The organism is Streptomyces sp. NPDC001668 (assembly GCF_042893155.1).
GTDB lineage: Bacteria > Actinomycetota > Actinomycetes > Streptomycetales > Streptomycetaceae > Streptomyces.
This window is the reverse complement of sequence record NZ_JBIAUQ010000003.1, coordinates 714977-736981: the sequence shown is the minus strand read 5'-3', so window position 1 is coordinate 736981 and position 22005 is coordinate 714977. Positions and strand designations below refer to the sequence as shown.

Below are 22005 nucleotides of genomic sequence, written 5' to 3'. Positions count from 1 at the left end.
TGAACAGGCCGCGGGTCCCGCGCCGCCGCCCGCATCGCGGCCCGTGCCGAACGCACCCTCCCCGACGGAGTCCGCTTCGTCCACCTGGCCGGGCTGCGCGATCCGGAGCCGGCCCCGCTCGCCGTCGCCGACGCGCTCGGCCTCCACGACCACTCCGCGAGGCCGCCGCTGGAGGCCCTCGTCGCCCATGTACGCGCCCGGAAAGCGCTGTTGGTCCTCGACAACCGCGAACACCTGCCGCCGGCCTGCGCCGACCTCGCGGCCGCGTGCCGCGACGCGGGTCACGGCCCAGCGTTGACAGGTGCGGCAAAAGAAGGAGCCTCCCCATGACCACCGCCTTCGACCATCGCATGGCCGTGTACGGCACCGACGACCAGTTCCTCGCCACCGCCCTCCCCTTCCTCACCGAAGGCCTCGACGCCCCCGAGGAACCACCGCCCGCGGCCATCACCTCCGCCCACAACCTCGGCCTCCTCCGGGACGCCCTCGGCGCCGACGTCAAGCACGTCACGTTCATCGACCACGCCGACTGGTACACCGGCTCCGCCGCCAACGCCGTGGCGCAGGGCGCCGGTTACCTCGCCGCGCAGGCCGGGCCCGGCGGCCGGGTCCACCTGCTCATGGAGCCCCTCTGGAACGGCAGGGCGGGTCGTTCACCCCGTGAGGCCACGGAGTGGATCCGGTACGAGGCGCTCGCGAACCTGCTGTTCGCGCCGCTCGCCACCACCGCCCTGTGCGCCTACGACACCCGCACCGCGGGCCCCGCGGTCATCGGCGCGGCCCGCCGAGCCCACCCGGACACCGGCGTGTACGAGGAGCCCGTACGTCTCGTCGCCGAGCTGGACGCCGTACCCCTGGCACCGCCCCCGCCGGACGCGGAGCTCCTCACCGGCCTGGCCGCCGACACCGTACGGGACCGGGCGTGGGCCCGGGGAATGGCCCTCGCCGACGCGGAGCTGTTCGGGACGGCCGTCGCCGAGGCGGCGGAGGCCGTGGGGCAGCGGACCGGGACCGCGCTGCTGTGGGGGGAGGGCGCCCGGTGTGTCTGCGAGCTCCGTTCGGCCCGGCGCGTCGACGACCCGCTCGCCGGGTTCGTACCGCCGGACACCGGCGACCTGGCACCGGGGCAGGGGCTCTGGTACGCGCGTCAGGTGTGTGCGTACGTCGACGTACGCGACGACCGGGACGGGGCGACCGTACGACTGCAGTACGGGTAGCCGTACAGGTGGGGTGCAGGTATGGAATCAGGTAGTACACGTGAGTGTCGAGTACGAACCCCGCCCGTCCGCCGTGCGCGAGGCCCGTGCCGAGGTCCGCAGACAGCTGGAGGGGTGGGGGCTCGCGGAGCGGGACGACGACGTGGTCGACACCGCGGTGCTGCTCGTCAGCGAACTCGCCACCAACGCCCTCCTCCACTCGGCGAGCCCCTTCACCCTCACCCTGTCCGCCGCGCACGGCCTGCTGCGCTGCGAGGTCGCCGACTCCGGCCGCCCCACCCCGCGGGTCCTGGACGCCCGGAACGCGGAGAGCGGCCGCGGGATGTTCCTGGTGGAGGCGCTGGCGCTGCGCTGGGGCCGGCACCAGGACGGGCCCGGCAAGACGGTCTGGTTCGAACTGGGTACCTGCGGCGCGTGCTGACTTCCTTCACCGCACGCCCTCTTGCCGGTGCGCGATCTTTAGGGTTTCTTGACCTTCATGGCGGACACCACGGACAACACAGCGACCGGTGAGGCGACTTCCGTACCGCGCAAGTCCAGTTGGCGGTACATCGGCCCCGGAGTCGTCGTCGCCGCGACCGGCGTCGGCGCCGGCGACCTGGTCGCCACGCTCATCGCGGGCAGCAACTTCGGCTACACCCTGCTGTGGGCCGCGGTGATCGGCTGCCTGGTCAAGATCTCCCTCGCGGAGGCGGCGGGCCGCTGGCATCTGTCCACCGGCCGCACCCTGTTCGACGGCTGGGCGAGCCTCGGCCGCTGGACCACCTGGTTCTTCGCGGTCTACGTGGTGATCTGGGGCTTCGTGTACGGCGCGGCGGCGATGTCGTCCAGCGCGCTGCCGCTCCAGGCGCTGTTCCCGGACGTGATGGACCTCGAAGGGTGGGCCGTCGCCTGCGGTCTTGTCGGCCTGGTCTTCGTCTGGTTCAACAAGTACGCCGTCTTCGAGAAAGTCATGACGGTCCTGGTGGGCGTCATGTTCGTGGTGACGGTGTATCTCGCGATCCGGGTCACGCCGAACCTCGCCGACGCCTTCGCCGGGCTCCTTCCCGTCCTGCCCGACGAGAACGACTCCATCCTCAACACCCTCGGCCTGATCGGCGGCGTCGGCGGCACGATCACGCTGGCCGCGTACGGCTACTGGGTCAACGCCAAGGGGTGGACCGACACCGGCTGGATGAAGGTGATGCGGCTCGACAACCGGGTCGCCTACATCACCACCGGGATCTTCGTGGTCGCCATGCTCTTCGTCGGCGCGGAGCTGCTGCACAGCGCCAACGTGGCGATCGCGAGCGGCGACAAGGGGCTCATCCAGCTGAGCGACATCCTGGAGGACGAGTACGGTTCGGCGACCGCGAAGTTCTTCCTCATCGGCTTCTTCGCCACGTCGTTCACCTCGCTGATCGGCGTCTGGCACGGCGTGAGCCTGATGTTCGCGGACTTCGTCGCACGCTTCCAGGGCCAGGGCGCGCAGAAGGGCGAGGAGGTCGCCTCCGGTGCGCGCGAGCGTTCCTGGCCGTTCCGCGCGTATCTGCTGTGGCTGACCTTCCCGCCGATCGTCCTGCTCTTCCAGGGCGAACCCTTCCGCCTGATCATCATCTACGGCGTCCTGGGCGCGGCCTTCCTCCCGTTCCTCGCCGGCACCCTGCTCTGGCTCCTCAACTCCTCGCGCACGCCCGGGCAGTGGCGCAACGGACCGGTGAGCAACGCGATGCTGGCGATCGCGGGTCTGCTGTTCCTGGTCCTGTGCGTGAAGCAGATCTGGGACCAGCCCTGGTCGGAGTTCTTCTGAGTCGCGGGCGCTACGGCGCGAGGGCCGGGTTCCGTAGGGGGAGATATCCTCGGCCACCGGGAACCACATCACCGACGAGGGCCGACGCAGATGACCACGCCACAGGACCCGAATCAGCAACCCCCGGCCCCGCCGGAAGCCCCGGCCCCGGCCCCCGCGGAAGCGGACTTCCTCCTCGCCCCGCCGGCCGCGTCTCCGCCTCCGGCCGCCTGGCCGCCGCCGCCTCAAGAGGGCCCCGCCTCCCCGCCGGGCGCCCCGGCCCCTCCCGCTGCCGCCCACCCCGGCTTCGAGCTCCCGGTCCCCGGTTTCGGTCCGCCGGTCCCGCCCCCGTACGCGGACCCGCAGCACGGCCGGCCCGCCCCGCCGGCCGCGTCTCCGCCTCCGGCCGCGTCTGCGCCTCCGGCCGCCTGGCCGCCGCCTCAAGAGAGCCCCGCCTCCCCGCCGGGCGCCCCGGCTTCTCCCGCTGCCGCCCACCCCGGCTTCGAGCCCCCGGCCCCCGGTTTCGGGCCCCCGGTCCCGCCCCCGCAGCACGGCCGGCCCGCCCCTCCGGCCGCGTCTCCGCCTCCGGCCGCCTGGCCGCCACCTCAAGAGGGCCCCGCCTCCCCGCCGGGCGCCCCGGCTCCTCCCGCTGCCGCCGACCCCGGCTTCGAGCCCCCGGTCCCCGGTTTCGGTCCGCCGGTCCCGCCCCCGTACGCGGACCCGCAGCACGGCCGGCCCGCCCCGCCGCCGTACCCGCAACAGCCCACCGAGGGCCCCGAGTTCATGGCCGTCGACCGGCACAACTCCATCGTCGTCGACTCCGCGGGCGTCGCCTTCGAGGATCACGGTCACTCCGCCGAGTTCCCCTGGCACGAGATCCGCAGCGTCCACTACAAGGCCGGCCCCAACGGCAAGACCTTGATGACGGCCGTTGTGCACCTCGACGGCCGTTTCTACGAGTGCGTCGTGGACGCGAAGAGCCGGGACAGCCTGGCCCGGTGGTTCGCCGAGCTGGCACCGGTCCTCGGGTACTACAGGCCACTGGCGTGACGGTGGACGCGGACTGCAGATGGTTCGCGACACACAGGCGGCGCCGATCGACCTGACCGTGACGAGCATCGTGCGCCACGGCCGAACGGTCCGCGCCTTCGACCCTCCGCACTCCGGCCTGGTGACCCTCCAGGGCACGGGCGGACACGAGCCGACCCCGACGGTCGGGGACACGGGCCGGGAGGTCATGCCTGTCGTCCAGGGCGACAACCCGGCCGCGCCCTGACCCCCGGCTACGGCAGCCCGTGCACGTGCGGCCCCACCGCGTCGGACCACGCGTTGCCCGCCGCCGCGTCCCAGTTCGTCGACCAGGTCATCGCGCCGCGCAGGTCGGGATAGGTCCTCGACGGCATGAAGGAGCCGCACCCCGTCCCCTTCGTCAGACAGTCCAGCGCGTTGTTCACCACGGTCGGCGAGACATACCCGCTGCCCGCCCCGCTCGGCGACGCCGGCAACCCCAACCCCACCTGGGACGGCGCGAGCCCGCCCTCCAGCTGGATGCAGGCCAGCGCGGTCAGGAAGTCCACCGAGCCCTGCGCGTACACCTTGCCGTCGCAACCCAGCATCGAACCGCTGTTGTAGTACTGCATGTTGACGACCGTGAGGATGTCCTTCACGTTCAGCGCGGTCTGGAAGTAGGCGTTGGACGTGGACTGCATGTCGATGGTCTGAGGTGCCATCGTGAGCACCAGACCCGGCCCCGCCTTTGCCGCGAGCGATCGCAACGCCTGTGACATGTAGGTCGCGTTGAGACCGTTCTCCAGATCGATGTCGACGCCGTCGAAGCCGTACGTCTGCATCAGCGCGTACACCGAGTTCGCGAAGTTGGCCGCCGATGTCGGGTCGCTCACCGACACCGTGCCGTTCTGGCCGCCCACGGAGACGACGACCTTCTTGCCCGCCGCCTGCTTCGCCTTGATGTCCGCCTTGAACTGGTCGACCGTGTACCCGCCGAGCCCGGCCGAGTCCAGGGTGAAGGTCACGGCACCCGGAGTCGTCGTCGCGTCCGCGAAGGCGACCGCGATGATGTCGTACTGGGACTGCACGGCCGACAGCTTCTGGACCGTCGCCCCGTTGTTGAAGTTCTGCCAGTACCCGGTGACCGCGTGTTTGGGCAGCGCACCGCCTCCGTTGCCCGGCGTGGCGGTCGTCGTCCCCGTCACCGCGGCCGACTTCACCGACTCGCCCGCCGAGTTGGTCGCCGTGACCTGGAAGCTGTACGACGTCGACGCGGCCAGCCCCGTCACGGTCGCCGACGTCCCGGTCACCGCCGTGACCTTCGTTCCGTTGCGGTAGACGTTGTAGCCCGTCGCGCCCGACACCGGGTTCCAGGCCAGGGAGACGGACGAGGCGGACGTGCCGGAGACCGTGAGACCGGCCGGCGCCGCCGGGACCGTGGGGGAAGGGCCACCCCCGCCGCCCCCGTCGGGGCCGTAGACCGACACGTCGTCGGCGAGATACGCGGCCTGGCCGTACCAGCCGTGGGTGTACACCGTCACCGAGGTCGTCGAGGCGCCCGTGGTGAAGGTGGTCGTCAGCTGCTTCCAGGAGGCGGAGTCCGGGGTCCAGGTCGACACGTCCGTCGTGCCGGTGCCGGTCGCGCCCAGGTAGGCGTAGCCGCCCTGCACCCAGGCACTCAGGGTGTACGTCGCGTTCGGCTTGACGGCCACGGTCTGGGTGCACCGCGCGTTGTCCTGGCCGGCCGGGGTCGCCTTCAGCGCGGCCGAGCCGCCGTGCACGGGGGAGGGGACGGTCGTACCGCTGCTCGCGGAACAGGTCCAGTCGGTCAGGCCGGACTCGAAGCCGGCGTTCTTCGCGTTGTTGACGTCCGCGGCGGAGGCCGGTCCCGCGGCACCGAGGGCGCCGCCCAGGGCGAGGGCGACGGTGAGGGCCGCGGTCCGGAACCGCGCCCGTCTGCTGCTGAGTATGGGCATGACAAGAGAGTTGGTCCAGACCAATCCTGCTGTCAAGGAGGGCGTCGAGGATGGATGCGCAACGGGCCCTTCTCTGGCCCGCGCACGTGGCAAGTGCGCCCCATCTGGGCGGTAATCAACCGCTTTTGATCCCTCGCGCGGGTCAGGAAGTCACAGAATCGCTGTTCTCCGGTCATAGACCCGTGGTTACAGTGCTCAGGTAGTCACGCAGTGAAGTCGACCGGGTGCGCCGGAGTGATCCGTCGGACCCTCGGGCATGGGATACGGGGAGCTGCGCGTGCCAACTGCCATCGCAGTGACCGGCGCCGACATGGCGCTGCCGGCGCAGGACGAGCGGACCCTGCCCGCCGTCGTGCTCGACGGCCTCGACCGGCAGCCGCTGGACCACTCGCTCGCCGCGCTCCAGACGCTGATCGACCAGCACGGCCATGTGATCGTCGTCTACTCCCATGCCGTGCCGCCCGCGGTGGACCAACGGCTGCGCACCGTGCGGTCCCTCCTGGAGAGCGACCGGATCGCGCTGTTCCGTCCCGAACTGCCGCCTCTCGGGATCGCCGCCCTGGCCCGCCAGTTGAGACAGCTCGCCTCCTGCGACCTCAGCCCCGGCGTCCTCGCCTCGGCGGGCCGGCTGCTCACCCACTACCTCCACGCGGGCGCGCTCCTCGGCTCGGTGGCCAAGCTCGACCGGGTCCCCGTCGGCCTCAAGTCGCATGCCAAGTCATGGGTGCCGGGCAGTCAGTTCGCCGTGCTCGCCCACCCCCAGCCGCAGCTGGTCAGGCTCGCCCCGGACGCCACGCTCGCGGGGCCGGAGTTCGCCACCTCGATGCTCGTCGCCCGCGGCCAGCTCCAGTCCGACTGGGTCTCCGGCACCCTGGCCAAGTCCTGGCGGATCCAGGGGCTGCGCGAGACCCCGCTGCCCGCCGAGTCCGCCGAGTGGTGGGGCACCGGCAAGCTGATCGAGTTCTGCACCTTCCTGCCCGACCTGTCCGTCCTTTACCAACTGGTCACCTCGGTACGGCAGAACATCTGTCACTGGTGCGGTATCGACGTCATCGGAGACCGCTGCGTCTTCTGCTCGGCCACCACACCCGCGACACCCGCTCCTCAGTACGAACAGCACCAACTGCCCGCCGGGTGAGCCGTACGCCGGATCGCCCCCGTCCCCGATTCCGCCCGACCGAGCCCCCAACGAGGTCCACGGTTCATGAACTCCCGTCAGCGCCGCGGCGTGATACTCCTGCTCCTGTCCATCCTGGGCGCCCTCGCGGCCTTCGCCGGCGTGCTGTCCGTCATCGACGACGTGAAGTCCAAGGTCGGCCCCGAGGTCACGGCGTACGAGGTCAAGGCGGACATCCAGCCCTACACCCGGCTCACCGCGGCGCAGTTCGAGAAGACCGAGATGCCCAAGCGCTGGCTCTCCGCCAACGCGGTGACCGACCTCGCCGCCATCCGCGACAAGATCGCCGTGACGACCCTCAAGAAGGGCTCCCTGCTGCAGAGCGACATGATCGTCGACCAGCCCGCCCTTCAGCCCGGGCAGCAGGAGGTCGCCATCATGATCGACGCGGCGACCGGCGTCGCCGGCAAGATCACGGCGGGCTCCGCGGTCAACGTGTACGCCACCTTCGAGGGGCAGAAGGAGGGCGACCCCGACCTGTCGAAGATCATCGTGACGAACGCCCGGGTCCTGGACGTGGGGGAGATCAAGGCCCTCGAACCCGACGCCGGTGACCGTGCCCGGGAGGCCACCGACGCCGTCCCGATCACCTTCGCCCTCTCCGCCCTCGACGCCCAGCGCATCACGTACGCCGAGTCGTTCGCCAAGCGGGTCCGGCTCGCCCTGGTCGCGCCGGGTGAGACCGGGACCGTGCCCGAGCAGCAGCGCACGTACGAACTCGCCAAGGACAAGTGAGAGGCCGCCATGCCCACGAGGATCCTCCCGGCAGTCGGCGACGCGGACGCGGTCCGTTCCCTCACCACGCTGCTCAGCCAGCTCCCGGACGCCGAGCCCGTCGCCCCGGTCACCGACTCCACCCAGCTCATCGACACCCTCGCGCGCCTGGCGTCCGAGTCGATCGACGAGCTGCCCGAGGTCGTCGTGGTGCACGAGCGGATCGGTCCCGTCCCGGCCCTGGAGCTGATCCGCGAGGTCGCCCTGCGCTTCCCGGCCGTCGGCGTCATCCTCGTCACCTCCGACGTCAGCCCCGGCCTCTTCCAGGCCGCCATGGACTACGGCGCCCGCGGCCTGATCTCCCTGCCGCTCGGCTACGAGGAGCTCGCCACCCGGGTGCACGCGGTCGCCCAGTGGTCGACGGGCGTACGACGGCACCTGGGGGCCACCACCGACGTGTTCACCGGCGTCGGCGGCACCGTCGTCACCGTCAGCGGCGCGAAGGGAGGCGTCGGCGCCACCACCACCGCCATCCAGCTCGCCCTCGCCGCCCAGGCCTCGGGGCGCACCACCGCCCTGCTCGACATGGATCTCCAGACCGGTGACGTCGCCTCCTACCTGGACGTCCAGTTCCGCCGTTCGGTCGCCGACCTCGCCACGATCACCGACATCTCCCCGCGCGTCCTCGCCGACGCCGTCTTCGCCCACGACACCGGCCTCGCGCTGCTGCTCGCCCCCGGCGAGGGCGAACGCGGCGAGGAGGTCACCGAGCGCGCCGCCCGCCAGATCGTCTCCGCCCTGCGCTCCCGCTACGAGGTCGTGGTCGTCGACTGCGGGGCCCAGCTCAGCGGGGCCGGCGCGGCCGTCGTGGAGATGGCGGAGACGGCCCTGCTGGTCACCACCCCGGACGTGGTCGCCGTACGCGGCGCCAAGCGTGCGGTGCGGATGTGGGACCGGCTCCAGGTCCGCAAGGCCGAGGAGACCACCGTCGTCGTCAACCGCCACAGCCGCGGTACGGAGATCCAGCCCGCGCTCATCCAGAAGATCACCGGCACGGGCGTCGCGGCGACCGTGATCCCGGCGAACTTCAAGGAGCTGCAGGGCGCGGTGGACGCGGGCCGGGTCCACGAACTCGACGCCAAGGGCACGGTCAAGCAGGCGCTGTGGACGCTCGCCGGTGAACTGGGCCTGGTCAAGGGCACGGAGGCGAACTCCCATCGCAACGGCGGCCGGGAGCGGGGGGCGTTGGCCTTCCGGCGGCGCAGGGAGCTGGGGAGATGAGCGCCGCGGCCGCGTGGACTGGGCCGGCGGGCCGGGGCCGTCGGCGTGAGGGGGGCTTCACGGATGACCGGGGCCGTGGGTGCGATGGGGGTTTCTCGGATGACCGGGGCCGTGGGTGCGATGGGGGTTTCTCGGATGACCGGGGCCGTGGGTGCGATGGGGGCTTCTCGGATGACCGGGGCCGTGGGTGCGATGGGGGCTTCTCGGATGATCTGGGCCGTCGGTCCGAGGGGGGCTTCACGGCTGGCGCGGGCGGGGGCCGGTGCGGACAGCCACGAGGCGGGGTTTCGGCGGCCGAGGACACCGCGGCCGGGGGCGTGCTCTCCGGAGGGCCGGGTGCGGGGGGACCTCTCCCCGTGGGCATGAGCAGAGCGGGCGCGCTCCCCGCGGGGGAGGGTGCCCTGTCCCGCGGCGCCGCCGGGCGGACCGGCCGGACGGCTTCTCGGCGGTCCGGTTTCGGTGGGGACGAGGGCCAGGTCACCATCGAGTTCCTCGGGATGACCCCGCTGATCCTGATCACCCTGGTGCTGCTGTGGCAGTTCGTGCTGCTGGGGTACACCTTCACGCTTGCGGGGAATGCCGCTGACGAGGCGGTACGGGCCGCGACGGCGGCGGCGCCGGGGGAGCGGGAGGCGGCGTGCGAGCAGGCGGGACTGGACAAGCTGCCCGGCGCCTGGAGCGGCCAGGTCAGCTGCAGCACCGGCGGCGGCTACGTCACCGCCGATGTCCACCTGGACGTCCCCGTCCTGTTCCCGGGCGCGATCGCCTTCCCCTTCCAGGTCGACGGACACGCGGGCGCGGTGGAGGAGGACAGGGACTGAGATGCCGTACTCCAAGAGCCCTCGCGACCGCGGCCAGGTGGCCCTCGAATACCTCGGCTTCATCCCGATCCTGATCCTCGTCGCCATGGCGGGCGTGCAGGTCGGGCTCATCGCCTACACCGCCCAGCAGGCCGGTACGGCGGCCAGGGCCGGGGCGCGGGCCGCCTCGCTGGACCTGAGCGCGCAGGACGGCTGTGTGAACGCCATCAGCGACTGGCTGTCCGTCGACTGCGCCGAGGGTGCTGGCGGCGACACGGTCACGGTCACCGCCACCGTGCAGATCCCGTCGATCGTCCCCGGCTGGAGCTTCGACCCCGCCGTCAAGACCGCCACCATGCCGCTCGACCACTGAACGAGGTACCCCATGAGTCTGCGGTCCCGCATCAACACCCCCGAGGAGAACGGCAGCCGGGGCGAGGACGGCCACCTGGTCTCCTCCTACCGGGCCAAGCTCCTGGAGGAGATCGACCTCGCGGAGATGAGCTCGCTGGCGGCCGCCGAGCGCCGGGCCCGCCTTGAGCGGGTGCTCGGGCACATCATCAGCCGTGAGGGTCCGGTCCTGTCGACCGTCGAACGCTCCCAGCTGATCCGGCGCGTGGTCGACGAGGCGCTCGGTCTCGGCATCCTGGAACCGCTGCTCGAAGACGCCTCCATCACCGAGATCATGGTCAACGGCCCCGACTCGATCTTCGTCGAACGCGGCGGCCGCGTCGAGCAGTTGCCGCTGCGCTTCCCCTCCCACGACCAGCTGATGCAGACCATCGAGCGCATCGTCTCCACGGTCAACCGGCGCGTCGACGAGACGAACCCGATGGTCGACGCGCGCCTGCCGTCCGGCGAGCGCGTGAACGTCATCATCCCGCCGCTCTCCCTGACCGGCGCGATCCTCACCATCCGCCGCTTCCCGCGCTCCTACACGCTCCAGGAACTGGTCGGTTTCGGCTCGCTCGACGAGAACATGCTGTACCTGCTGGCCGGCCTGGTGCAGGCGCGCTTCAACATCATCGTGTCGGGCGCGACGGGCACCGGGAAGACGACCCTGCTCAACGCCCTGTCCGGGCTCATCCCGGAGGGCGACCGGATCATCACCATCGAGGACTCCGCCGAACTCCAGCTCCAGCAGCGGCACGTGGTCCGCCTGGAGTCCCGCCCGCCGAACGTGGAGGGCCAGGGCCGGGTCACCATCCGCGACCTGGTCCGCAACTCGCTGCGCATGCGCCCCGACCGGATCGTGGTCGGCGAGGTCCGCGGCGGCGAGTCCCTCGACATGCTCCAGGCGATGTCGACGGGCCACGACGGCTCCCTCGCCACCGTCCACGCCAACAGCGCCGAGGACGCGCTGATGCGGCTGAAGACCCTCGCCTCCATGTCGGAGGTGGAGATCCCCTTCGAGGCGCTGCACGACCAGATCAACAGCGCGGTCGACGTGATCATCCAGCTCACCCGGTTCGCCGACGGCGCCCGCCGGATCACCGAGATCGCCCTGCTCGAGAGCAACGGCAGCGAGCCGTACCGCCTGGTGACGGTGGCCCGCTTCAACGCCCAGCCCATGGCCGCGGACGGCCGGATCTACGGCCGGTTCGAGTACTTCCCGCTTCCGCGCCGTACCGTCGACCGCCTCTACATGGCGAGCCAGCCCACCCCCCAGGCCTTCGGGGTGGCCCAGTCCGCGAACCAGTTGGCCATCCGGGAAACCAGGTAGGAACAGGTAGGACCCACCCTCATGGACCTCCAGACCCTAGTCACGCTCACCACCGGCGTCACGCTGCTGACATGCGTGCTCGCCGTCGTGGGCGTCCACGTCTACGCCAAGGGCCGGGCGCAGCGGGCGGCCCTGGTCGACCGGCTGTCGGCCGCGGCCCAGGTGCCGTACACCGGCCGCCGCCGGCACTTCCGCGACCTGGACCGCCGGCTGCGCCGCACCCGGCTCGGCCGGGAGCTGGAACTGCGGCTGGCGGCGACGGGTCTCGATGTGACGCCGGGCGAGTTCTTCGCCGCGATGATCGGACTCGTCGGCGGCCTGTGGCTGATCGGCCAGGCGACCCTGGCGCCGTTCTTCGGCCCGCTGGCCGGCCTCGCGGGCGTGTGGGCGGCGGTGCAGTTCCTCAACTGGCAGCGCCAGAAACGCATCGAGAAGTTCATCAACCAACTCCCCGAACTGGCCCGCATCCTGGCCAACGCCACCCACGCGGGCCTCGCCCTGCGCACCGCGATCGGCATGGCCGCGGAGGAGCTGGAGGCACCGGCCGGAGAGGAACTGGCCAACGTGGCCAACCAGTTGGCGGTGGGCGTACCGATGGAGGACGCGCTCGACGAGATGGCGAAGCGCCTGCCGTCCCGGGAACTGGTCGTCCTGGTCACCACCCTGGTGCTGTCGAACCGGGCGGGCGGCCAGGTGGTCAGCGCCCTGCGCAACCTGACCGAGACGCTGGAGGAACGCAAGGAGACACGGCGCGAGGTCCGCACCCAGCTCTCCCAGGTGAGCATGACCTCGTACGCCGTCCCGGTCCTGGGCATCGGCTCGCTGTTCCTGATGAACGGCGTCAAGGACGGCGCGCTGGAACGGATGACCGGCTCACCGCTCGGCCAGGGCGCGGTGATCATCGCCTTCGCCCTCTACGCGGTGGGATTCATCCTGATCCGCCGCCTGTCACGGATCGACGTCTGAGGAGGGGGTGGCTGTGATCGCTTTCGGGCTGGCCCTGTTGATGGCCGTGAGCGTGTGGGGCGTCTTCGCCGGCATCCGCATGTACCGGGCGGAGGCGAAACTGCCGAGCGACCTGGTGCTGGCCCTGGAGGTCGGCTCCACCCGCACCGGCGCGGTCGACTCCCTGATCGACCGCATGGGCATGCGCTACGCCCCCGCCGTCCTGCGCCTGATGGGCCCCAAGCAGGTCGCCAAGTACCGCCGCAAGATCGACCTCGCGGGCAACCCGGGCGGCCTGACCATCAACCGCTACGCGGCCCGCAGGGCGGTGTACGGCTTCCTGGGCGCGGTGGGTTTCCTGGTGTTCCTGCTGCGGGGGCAGGTGTTCGTGGCGTTGTTGCTCCTGGCCTTCGGGGCGTTCTGGACGGAGGTCGGCATCTGGTCGGCGATCCGGGTCAGGAAGGACGTCATCGAGCGCACGCTCCCCGACTTCCTGGACGTCCTGGCGGTGGTGGTGAGCGCGGGCCTGGGCTTCCGCCAGGCACTGGACCGGGTCGCCTCCAAGTACGAGGGCCCCTGGGCCGACGAACTGCGCATCACGCTGCGCCAGATGGACCTGGGCATGAGCCGCCGCCAGGCCTTCGCGGAGCTGAGGCGGAGGAACGACTCCGAACAGGTCGCGATGTTCGTGACGGCGCTCCAGCAAGGGGAGGAACTGGGCGCGCCCATCGTGGACACCCTGGTCTCCCTGGCCAAGGACATGCGCCGCACGGACGCGCAGAACGCCCGCCGCAAGGCCGCCCGGGCGGTCCCCAAGGCCACGATGATGATCACCACGTTCATGGTCCCGGCCACGATGCTGCTGCTGGCCGCGGGGCTGCTGCTGGGCTCGGGCACGGACTTCGGCACGATCACGGGGAAGTAGGGGGCGGGGGGATGTCGATGACGGGTGCGCGCAGACGCCTGTATGTGGGGGCGGAGGAACGGGGCAGCGGACGCGCGGCCGCCGACGGCGCTCAGCCGCGGATGGGGCCACCCGCACCCGACGACGAGAGTCGTACAGGTGGTGCGGGCGGGAACAGGGTCAACGCGCACCCCCACTCACCGGCACCGGCACCGGCACCGGCAGCCGCACCCGCACTGGAGATCCAGGTCAACGCCCTCCAGGCCATGTGCCGCCAGGTCTTCGGCTTCCGCCTGGCGATGATCGCCCTGGCCGCCCCCGCCGCCCTCCTCAACGCCAACCCCGGCCTCGGCGTCCGCCTGGTCGGCGCCGCGGTGGTCGTCACCTTCATGGTCTCGTACGCCCTCTTCAGGGACTGGGAACGCTTCGGCCCCCTCCTCCTGCGCCACCCCTCCCTCCTCGCCGCGGACACCCTCTTCGCCAGCCTCCTCCTGATCTCCGCGGGCCCGGACACCACGCTCGCGTACGTCAGTGTCTGCACCCCGCTCCTGGCCGGAATCGCCTACAGCTGGCGAGGCGCGGCGTTCTTCGCCTCCCTCCAGTCCCTGATCCTGCTCCTGGCCCAGACAGCCCTCCCGCACGCGAACACCACCCCCGCGGACATCCTGCTCCTCCCCGGCTTCTGCGTGATCACAGGCGCGGTCGGCTCCACCCTGCGCAACCTCCTGCTCCGCTTCGGCACGGCGACCCAGGCCCTCACCGCGATGAAGGGCCGCCTGGCGGTGACGGAGGCGATCAGCGAGGAACGGGCCCGTCTGGCACGGGAGATGCACGACTCGGTGGCGAAGACCCTGCACGGGGTGGCCCTGGCAGCCGAGGGCCTGGCGGCGTCCGCAGCAGCCCCCGCCCCGGACCCGGCCCTGCTCAAACAGCAGGCCGACCTCGTGGCCCGGGCGGCCCGCAGAGCGGCGACGGAGTCCCGCGAACTCCTCACCGACCTGCGCCGGGATCCGGCCCCGACCACGGACGTACTCGAGGAACTGGCGGCTCGCACAAGGAATTTCAGCGCCCGCACCACGCTCCCCACGAGCTACCGGCCGCCCGCCCACTCCCACCCCGCGCCCGCCGTCCCGCCCCCCGTGGCCCGCCAACTCCTCACCATCACGGAGGAGGCGATGGAGAACGCCCACCGGCACGCCGAGGCCAGCCGCATCGACGTCACGGCGGACATCGACCCCGCCCGCGAACTGCTCAGCATCAGCGTCCAGGACGACGGCTGCGGCCTCCCGCCGGACACCTCCCTCGCCGAACTCCGCCGCTCGGGCCACTTCGGCCTGGTCGGCATGGTGGAGCGCGCCGAGTCGGTGGGCGCCCGTATCCACATCGGCGAGGGCGCGGACGCGAAGGGCACGGAAGTGCTCCTGGAACTGCCCCTGGCACCCCCGAGGGCGCACGGATGACCCCCCACCCCACCCCGAGAGGAGGCCGCGACATGCCGGACGACGACCCCCAGCACTCCAGCTCACCCAGCTCACCCAGCTCACCCGGCCCTCCCAGCCGACCGGTCGCACTGTTCCCGACGGCCCCGGCCACCCCCGTCCGGATCGTCGTCGCCGACGACAACCCGGTGGTCCGAGCGGGCCTCACCGCCCTCCTCTCCGGCCGGGCCGGCCTCACGGTCGTGGCGGAGGCGGCGGACGGCCGCGAGGCCTACGAGGCCGCGGCCCTGCACCAGCCGGACGTGGTCCTCCTCGACGTCCGGATGCCGGGCGTGGACGGCATCGCGGCGCTCCCGTACCTCGTGCCGATCGCCCCGGTGCTGATGCTGACGTACAGCGGAGAGCCGGAGACCGTCCAGGAGGCGCTGCGCAAAGGCGCCGACGGTTACCTGGTCCACGGCGAGTTCACGGCGGACCAACTCGCCACAGCCGTACGGGACACCGCGCGGGGCCGCACCCACCTCACCCCCACGGCGGCGAGCGCCCTGCTGACTCAACTACGCGATGCAAATGCACACGTAGACCGCCATCTCCCGTCCCCTGCAAAGCCGATCCACCTCAAAGGACTTTCGCAACTGCAACCAAGTGTGGGACAGTCGTCCTCGGACAGGTCGCGTTTCCAACTCAGCGCGAGGGAGGCGGAGATCATGGACCTCATCGCATCCGGCATGACCAACCAGCAGATCGCCGCCGCCTGCTTCATCAGCGAGAAGACGGTCAAGAACCACATCAACCGCATCTTCGCCAAGCTCCACAGCACCAGCCGCTCCGAGGCCGCCGCGAAGTGGCTGGGCACCGCGCCGAGTTCGGGCCGAGGGGTGGGATGACCCGTGCCGATGCGAACTTGGGCCCGGATTTGGGCCCATGGGCCCTGCGCCTACCGGGATCAGCAGGTCTACGTTCCGGTTGTCGATGGCGGCGACACCGAAGGGTCTCACGATGAGCAACCGGTTCAACGACGACAAGGGCCAGACCGCGGTCGAGTACCTGGGCATCATCGCGGTGGTGGTGGCGATCGTGCTGGCGATCACGGGGACGGACATCGGCAACACGATCTACACGGCGATCGTGGACAAGGTCAACGAAGTCATCAGTGGCTGAACGGCCTTCGCCGAAACGATGACGCAGGGCAGGCTTTCCCCATCTACATCACGGTGGTGGCGGGCCTGCTCTTTCTCACGTTCGCGTTCCTGGCGGTCGGCCAGGCCGCGGCGAACCGGAACGGCGCCCAGACGGCCGCCGACGCGGCAGCGCTGGCAGCGGCCCTGGACACCCGGGACAAGCTCACTGACAAGTGGGTGGAGAACGTCCTCGATCCCACCAAGTGGCAGGACATCTTCGACGGCGTGGGAGTCGAATTCGACGGTTGCGCACGGGCAGCCGAACTGGCCGCGCAGAACGATGCCACCAGGTTGGGATGTGACCGGGTACTGGAGCCGTACCCGGGCTACAAGGTCGTTGTGAGGACGAACAAGACCATCGGTGATTCCATTGTCCCCGGAGTCGAGGGCAAGCAGTCGATCGAGACAGCCACAGCGGTCATCGAACCGCTCTGCGGATTCAAGCTGCCTGGCGAAGACGCCGAAGCGGACGCGCTGCCGACACTCACCTGCGAGGGCGATGTGCAGTGGACCCTGAACCCGGACGACCTCACGGATCTGCCCGGACCCGAGGATCTCTTCGACGTCCATCTGGCACAACCGAACAACGAGTGACGAAGGAAGCGAAGTGATGAGCATTCGGTTCACGGCGAAGGCCCGCAGGGGGATGGTCGCGTTGACGATCGCGGCCGGACTGGCCGTCGGTGTGGCCGGTTGCAGCGGTGGAGGGGACGACGACAAGAAGCCGGAGACATCGGCGTCCGCCTCCCGCACGGGTGGGTCCGACCCGAGTACTCAGGAAGGCGCATCCGACGAGCCGATCGCGGAGCTGAAGGGCTCGAGCGGCCTGCTGCTCCAGATCACCTCGGCCATGCGCGACGCCGGCGGCTTCGTCACGGTGAACGGCAACCTGAAGAACGACGGCTCCAAGCGCATCACCGTGCCCCCCGCCGTGCGCGGAGACGAGACCGAGATCCTCCGGCACGGCATGTCGCTCGGGGGCGCGACCCTGGTGGACGCCGCGTCGAAGAAGCGGTACTACGTGCTGCGCGACACGGACGGCCGACCACTGACGACAACAGGCTTCTCGTCCCTGCAACCCGGCGAATCCCTGGCTGTCTTCGTCCAGTTCCCGGCCCCCCCGACAAGCACGACCGACGTCACCTTCCAGCTCCCCACCTTCGCCTCCGCCACCATCCAGATCTCCGGATGACCCCCACCATGACCGCCACCCGAACCCCACCCCGCCTGGCCCTGGCCCTCACGGTCACGTCGCTCATGGCGGCCCTGACCCTCACCCCGGCCCAGGCCGACGACGGCGGCCCCAGCGTCCCGCCGGGCACCGAAGCCTCCGCCTCCGCCCCCGTCGAGGTGGACCCCAACGACCCGGACCTGAAGCTCCCGGAGGGCGCCACCCTCGCCGAACCGAAGGTTCTGGACATCAAGCAGGTCGTCGAGGACCAGAGCGGGGACGAACGGCGCGAGGACACCAACGCGGACGTGAAGTTCGCCCTCCAGGCCGAGGTCCTGTTCGGCAAGGACAGCGCGAAGCTGAACGGCGAGGCGAAGGCCCGTATCTCCGCGATCGCGACGGAGATCAAGAACCAGAACGCCACCCAGATCCGCGTCTTCGGCTTCACCGACAACCTCGGCAGCTACGCCCACGGCCTCACCCTCTCCCGCAACCGCGCCAACGCCGTACAGGACGTCCTCGACCAGGAACTCAAGGACTCGGGCATCACCTACGAGGTCCGCGGCTACTCCGAGGACTACCCGATCGCGTCCAACACGACAGAGGCGGGCCGCAAGAAGAACCGCCGGGTGGAGGTGTCGTTCCCGCGGGGGGAGAGCTGACGCGGGTGGGCGCAGAGCAGAGCGTCGGGATATAGAGGTATGTTTAATAGAGGCATACTTCTACATCTGGGAACTGCTCATGGACAAGCCTGCCGAGATGTTCGACCGGGACTACGAGTGGGCGGCACTGAGCCGTTTCATCGCCGATCCACAGCCCGGCGCGACTCTCGGCGTGGTCTCCGGCCGTCGTCGGCAGGGCAAGACGTTCCTGCTGGACGCGGCGTGCCGGGCCGCAGGGGGGTTCTACTTCGGGGCGACCGAAGCCGCCGATGCCGAGTCGCTGCGCCGGATCAGTACGGCACTGACCGCCCATGTGCGCCCTGCCAGCCCGTTCCACTTCGCCGACTGGGCCGAGGCCGTCGACGCGCTGCTCGCCCTTGGTTCCGAGCGCCCCGTCCCGGTCGTCATCGACGAGTTTCCCTACCTCGCCAAGGCCAACCCGGAACTGCCGTCGATCATCCAGGAGGCGCTGCGCCCCTTGCGCGACCAGCGCACCGGCTCCCGGACGCGGTTGCTGCTGTGCGGGTCGGCGCTGTCCTTCATGGGCCGACTGCTGTCGGGCAACGCCCCGCTCCGAGGACGGGCGGGGTTGGAACTGGTCGTCCGCCCCCTCGACCACCGACTGGCCGCCGACTTCTGGGACATCACCGACCCACGTCTGGCCATGAAGGTGAACGCGGTCGTCGGCGGCACCCCCGCCTACCGGCGCGAGTTCGCCCGCGGTGACAGTCCGAAAGGGCCGGACGACTTCGACGACTGGGTCGTCCGTACCGTCCTCAACCCCGAGACGCCCCTCTTCCGCGAGGCCCGCTACCTGCTGGCGGAGGAACCCGACCTTCGCGACACAGCCCTGTACCTGTCCGTCCTCGCCGCCGTCGCCGACGGAAACGCCACGCGCGGCGGTATGGCCGGCTACCTGGAACGCAAAGCCACCGACATCGCACACCCCATCAACGTCCTGGAAGACGCCGGTCTGCTGCACCGGGACGCCGACGTCTTCCGCGACAACCGCCCCACCTACCGCATCGCCGAACCGCTGATCGGCTTCTACCACGTCATCATGCGCCCGGTGTGGGACCAGTTGGAACGCCCCGGCAGCGCGGCCCGCGTCTGGCAGGCCAGTCGCCGCCGCTTCGTCAGCAACGTCCTGGGCCCCCACTTCGAACAGATCTGCCGCGACTGGGCCCTCCACCACGCCGACCCCGACCTGCTCGGCGGCCTGCCCGCCCGCGTCGGACACGGCATCGTCCACGACACCAAAGCCCGCACCAGCCATGAAGTCGACGTGGCTGTCATCGGCATCGCGGAGGGCGCGAAACCGCCGCTTCTGGCCATCGGCGAAGCCAAGTGGAACGACACCATGGGTATCGCCCACATCGAACGCCTCCACCACATCCGCGACCTCATCACGCAGGCCGGACGCTACGACACCACCCACACCCAGCTCATCTGCCTCAGCGGATCAGGCTTCAACGACAAAGCCCGCACCGCCGCCGACACCACCCCCGACATCCAGTTGATCGACCTGGCCACGCTGTACGGCCAGGTGTGACAGCAGGGTTGGGAGAGCAGAGTGCGCCATGCGGAGCATGGACTCCGCGCGAAAGCTTGGGGATGCCAGGCGTCTTGGTGATATTTTCGCGAACGCACCGCGGACGAATTTGCTTTACATAGCGAAAGCTTCGCCCCGCACGGAGCGGAAAAGCATGGGGGATGAGACATGGCTGGCGGCACGGACATCGAGGATCCGGCAGCCCTGAATCGCGCGGGCAGCGGCGCGCAGGAGATCGCAGGACGGACACGTACCAGCGGTCGGCATCCTGTGGACGAGACGCGCTCGGCGTCCCGGGATCTCGGTAGTGACAACTGGGACGGCGGGCTCGGCGGGGCGTTGAGTGGCCTGGCCGAGACCTGGTCGAGCCAGGTCTCGGCGCTTGCGGCCAGATGTGAGGGTCTCGCCAGGCAGTGCGGGAGCTCCGGAATGCTGTATCAGGGCACCGAAACGGCGAACACCCGGACCATGAGCTCACTGTCCGCCCAGCACTCACCTTTCGGCTGAACGGCTCCAACTCACCACCCGCCTACGGCAACCGTTGTCTGACGAGCTACACCACTCCACGGGGGATCCACCAGCGTCATGCCGACGTACGAGCAGCTCTACCACCTCAACCTCAGCAACCTCAAAGCGACCGCTGACCGTTGGGAGGAGACGGTCGGCAAGTTCAAAGGCCTGCACACTGCGTTCGGCGACGAGGTCGCGGGGCCCTTCAAGCAAGCCGGCTGGCGGCAGCCGGTACTGACTGCCGCCAAGGCGGACAACGATGTACGGGCCGCCCACCAGGAGTTCGCGGACGCCCAGAAGGAAGCCGAAGGCATCGCCGGTGTCCTCACCACCCTGCACGCAGCGCTGAAGAAGGCGAAGGACGACCTCCACCACCTCGCCGATGTCGAGGCCAAGAAAGAGGATCTCCACGTCAGCGCCAACGGCACGGTCACCCCGCGCAACGACCTCTCCCAGAACCCCGGCGCCCGCCACGACCCCGACGGCCAGGCCCTCATCCGCGACCAGCAACAGGCATGCGACGCCTTCGTCCGCCGTATCGAAGCCGTCCTGCAGCGCGCCGCCGACGCCGACGAGACCGCGTGCTGGGCCCTGCGCCGGGACCTCGGCGCAAGCCGAAGTGACTTCAACACCAAGGTCGTCACATCTCTCGATGACGCCCGTGCCACCCGTACGGCCGAGCTCAAGAAGAAAGACGCCAAGGCAGAGGCCGACGGGTGGGTCACAGAAGGTAAGACGGAGGTCTCCGGGCTCGGAGCCGGAGCATCGTCGTCCGGGCCCAATGCCGTGGACGGCAAACTGGGAGAGGCCGAGGCTCATGCTGACCTTGGCCGCGCAATGGCTGAAGGCACCGTGACCAACGGCTCGTTCCAACTTGCCGGAGAAGCCGAGGCGTACGCCGGGGCCAAGGGGTCGGTGAGCGGTAGTGCCACGAATGAGGGCCTCCAGAGCCAGAGCAGCGCCTTCGCCGGAGGCGAGGCCTCGGCCAAAGGCAGCGCCTACCTCGGCCCTGTCGGCCTCTACGGACGGGCCGAGGGCCTGGGCGGCGCAGAGGCGAGCAGCACAGCCACCGCCAACCGCGAGGGCTTGGCCGTGGGGGGAGATGCGTTCGCCGGGGCGAAGGGCAGCGTCTCAGGAGGTGCTGACGTCGGGGGTCTCGGAGCGGGTGCGTCGGCTGAAGGCTGGGCCGGTATCGGGGCAGAGGGGGAGGCGACCCTGGGCAAGGCCGAAGACGGCAAGTGGAAGGTCACGACGCACACTGGTCTCGCTTTCGGACTCGGCGGCGCCGTCGGCTTCGAGTTCACCGTCGATCCGGGAAAGGTCGCAGACACCGTGGGCGATATCGCCGACGGAATCGGCAACCTGATCTGACGCAGGATTCCGCATTCTCGCCAGAGGCGTATGCGTGCACCGGTAGCCGCACCACAGGATTAAGGAGAGACCGACATGGCCACGACTCTGCCGGTACCGATCGAGTTCGAACTGCCAACCGGCTGGCGTGCCGCCCCGCCGGACGAGGTCGGGGCGCCAGGAGCGGCGTTCATCGCCTTGCATCCACGACCGGATGCCGGTTTCACCGCCAACATCACTATCGACGGTGAGTATCGCCCGGACTCGGCGGCGCTGCCCGAGATGGCTGACGGGTCGGTAGAACGGCTGCGTGAGACCGGTGCGTCGGTCATCCTCACTGATCGACGCGAAATGGGTTCGGAGGAGGCTCCCGGTCTCCTCCAGAGACTGGCCGTCTCGACCGCTGGCGGCGGTACCCCCCGTGACATTGTCCAGACTCAGGTGTACCTGTCCCTGTTGGACACCGCAGATCCGCACAATCGGGTAGTGATCCGTTTGGTGCTGACGTCTACTGCTGTCCAACACCGCCAGCTTCTTGGCGACTTCGAGGGCTTCGTGCGCACGGTCCGGCCGCGCACTGATGCAGCGTCATAGCTCGGATCGACCTTGCACCCGCAACCTGGGGCC

The 22005-nt window shown here is 70.3% G+C and carries 24 protein-coding genes; 23 read left to right on the top strand and 1 reads right to left on the bottom strand.

The features are described from left to right. Positions 1–326 precede the first annotated feature (326 nt). The 5 genes from ACFYZ8_RS13065 to ACFYZ8_RS13045 all read left to right on the top strand — a co-directional run bounded on the left by ACFYZ8_RS13065 (position 327) and on the right by ACFYZ8_RS13045 (position 4261). On the top strand, positions 327–1217 hold the full coding sequence (locus ACFYZ8_RS13065) for an MEDS domain-containing protein (protein ID WP_359030093.1): 891 nt from the start codon (positions 327–329) through the stop codon (positions 1215–1217). Between the two features lie 40 nt (positions 1218–1257). Beyond that, positions 1258–1638: an ATP-binding protein gene (locus ACFYZ8_RS13060; RefSeq protein WP_388534948.1), complete on the top strand. Its 381-nt coding sequence runs from the start codon at positions 1258–1260 to the stop codon at positions 1636–1638. A 57-nt stretch (positions 1639–1695) separates the two neighbouring features. Further along, a complete protein-coding gene (locus ACFYZ8_RS13055; protein WP_359030095.1) occupies positions 1696–3006 on the top strand; it encodes an Nramp family divalent metal transporter in 1311 nt (436 codons plus the stop codon). A gap of 90 nt (positions 3007–3096) precedes the next feature. Then, positions 3097–4035 carry a hypothetical protein gene (locus ACFYZ8_RS13050; RefSeq protein WP_388534946.1) on the top strand — a complete coding sequence of 313 codons (939 nt, stop codon included), beginning with the start codon at positions 3097–3099 and terminating at the stop codon, positions 4033–4035. A gap of 19 nt (positions 4036–4054) precedes the next feature. Then, positions 4055–4261 carry a hypothetical protein gene (locus tag ACFYZ8_RS13045; protein ID WP_388534944.1) on the top strand — a complete coding sequence of 69 codons (207 nt, stop codon included), beginning with the start codon at positions 4055–4057 and terminating at the stop codon, positions 4259–4261. Positions 4262–4268: 7 nt separating this feature from the next. On the opposite strand, the gene ACFYZ8_RS13040 is transcribed toward ACFYZ8_RS13045, so the two are convergent. Then, complete coding sequence (locus ACFYZ8_RS13040; RefSeq protein ID WP_388534942.1) at positions 4269–5969, bottom strand: chitinase; 1701 nt, start codon at positions 5967–5969, stop codon at positions 4269–4271. 256 nt (positions 5970–6225) lie between these two features. Between ACFYZ8_RS13040 and ACFYZ8_RS13035 the strand changes: the two genes are divergently transcribed. From ACFYZ8_RS13035 to ACFYZ8_RS12950, 18 genes are all read left to right on the top strand, one after another. Continuing rightward, positions 6226–7107: a hypothetical protein gene (locus ACFYZ8_RS13035; RefSeq protein ID WP_359030099.1), complete on the top strand. Its 882-nt coding sequence runs from the start codon at positions 6226–6228 to the stop codon at positions 7105–7107. 66 nt (positions 7108–7173) lie between these two features. Next, positions 7174–7881 carry a Flp pilus assembly protein CpaB gene (gene cpaB / locus ACFYZ8_RS13030; protein ID WP_388534939.1) on the top strand — a complete coding sequence of 236 codons (708 nt, stop codon included), beginning with the start codon at positions 7174–7176 and terminating at the stop codon, positions 7879–7881. 9 nt (positions 7882–7890) lie between these two features. Continuing rightward, positions 7891–9141 carry a P-loop NTPase gene (locus ACFYZ8_RS13025; protein WP_359030101.1) on the top strand — a complete coding sequence of 417 codons (1251 nt, stop codon included), beginning with the start codon at positions 7891–7893 and terminating at the stop codon, positions 9139–9141. 497 nt (positions 9142–9638) lie between these two features. Beyond that, positions 9639–9962: a pilus assembly protein gene (locus ACFYZ8_RS13020; RefSeq protein WP_359030323.1), complete on the top strand. Its 324-nt coding sequence runs from the start codon at positions 9639–9641 to the stop codon at positions 9960–9962. A gap of 1 nt (position 9963) precedes the next feature. After that, positions 9964–10314: a TadE/TadG family type IV pilus assembly protein gene (locus ACFYZ8_RS13015; RefSeq protein ID WP_388534935.1), complete on the top strand. Its 351-nt coding sequence runs from the start codon at positions 9964–9966 to the stop codon at positions 10312–10314. Between the two features lie 12 nt (positions 10315–10326). Continuing rightward, positions 10327–11664 carry a CpaF family protein gene (locus tag ACFYZ8_RS13010; protein ID WP_359030103.1) on the top strand — a complete coding sequence of 446 codons (1338 nt, stop codon included), beginning with the start codon at positions 10327–10329 and terminating at the stop codon, positions 11662–11664. Positions 11665–11685: 21 nt separating this feature from the next. Then, positions 11686–12630 carry a type II secretion system F family protein gene (locus ACFYZ8_RS13005; protein ID WP_359030104.1) on the top strand — a complete coding sequence of 315 codons (945 nt, stop codon included), beginning with the start codon at positions 11686–11688 and terminating at the stop codon, positions 12628–12630. 16 nt (positions 12631–12646) lie between these two features. Beyond that, a complete protein-coding gene (locus ACFYZ8_RS13000) occupies positions 12647–13534 on the top strand; it encodes a DUF5936 domain-containing protein (RefSeq protein ID WP_388535085.1) in 888 nt (295 codons plus the stop codon). Between the two features lie 11 nt (positions 13535–13545). Beyond that, positions 13546–14973, top strand: coding sequence for a sensor histidine kinase (locus ACFYZ8_RS12995; RefSeq protein ID WP_388534932.1), 1428 nt, complete (start codon positions 13546–13548; stop codon positions 14971–14973). Between the two features lie 32 nt (positions 14974–15005). Further along, positions 15006–15839: a response regulator gene (locus tag ACFYZ8_RS12990; protein WP_388534929.1), complete on the top strand. Its 834-nt coding sequence runs from the start codon at positions 15006–15008 to the stop codon at positions 15837–15839. Between the two features lie 112 nt (positions 15840–15951). Continuing rightward, entirely contained in the window at positions 15952–16113 is a 162-nt protein-coding gene (locus ACFYZ8_RS12985; RefSeq protein WP_167368204.1) for a Flp family type IVb pilin, read from the top strand. Further along, positions 16110–16727 (top strand): pilus assembly protein TadG-related protein, encoded by a 618-nt coding sequence (locus tag ACFYZ8_RS12980; RefSeq protein ID WP_388535082.1) that lies wholly within the window; start codon positions 16110–16112, stop codon positions 16725–16727. Before ACFYZ8_RS12985 ends, ACFYZ8_RS12980 begins: the two co-directional genes overlap by 4 nt. Positions 16728–16743: 16 nt before the next feature. Next, entirely contained in the window at positions 16744–17325 is a 582-nt protein-coding gene (locus ACFYZ8_RS12975) for a hypothetical protein (protein WP_388534926.1), read from the top strand. Positions 17326–17333: 8 nt separating this feature from the next. After that, positions 17334–17966, top strand: coding sequence for an OmpA family protein (locus ACFYZ8_RS12970; protein WP_388534923.1), 633 nt, complete (start codon positions 17334–17336; stop codon positions 17964–17966). 79 nt (positions 17967–18045) lie between these two features. Then, positions 18046–19518: an ATP-binding protein gene (locus ACFYZ8_RS12965; protein WP_388534921.1), complete on the top strand. Its 1473-nt coding sequence runs from the start codon at positions 18046–18048 to the stop codon at positions 19516–19518. A gap of 168 nt (positions 19519–19686) precedes the next feature. After that, complete coding sequence (locus ACFYZ8_RS12960; RefSeq protein ID WP_359030109.1) at positions 19687–20025, top strand: hypothetical protein; 339 nt, start codon at positions 19687–19689, stop codon at positions 20023–20025. Between the two features lie 78 nt (positions 20026–20103). After that, positions 20104–21399, top strand: a complete 1296-nt coding sequence (locus ACFYZ8_RS12955) for a hypothetical protein (RefSeq protein ID WP_388534917.1) — start codon at positions 20104–20106, stop codon at positions 21397–21399. A gap of 75 nt (positions 21400–21474) precedes the next feature. Beyond that, positions 21475–21972: a hypothetical protein gene (locus tag ACFYZ8_RS12950; RefSeq protein WP_359030111.1), complete on the top strand. Its 498-nt coding sequence runs from the start codon at positions 21475–21477 to the stop codon at positions 21970–21972. Positions 21973–22005 lie beyond the last annotated feature (33 nt).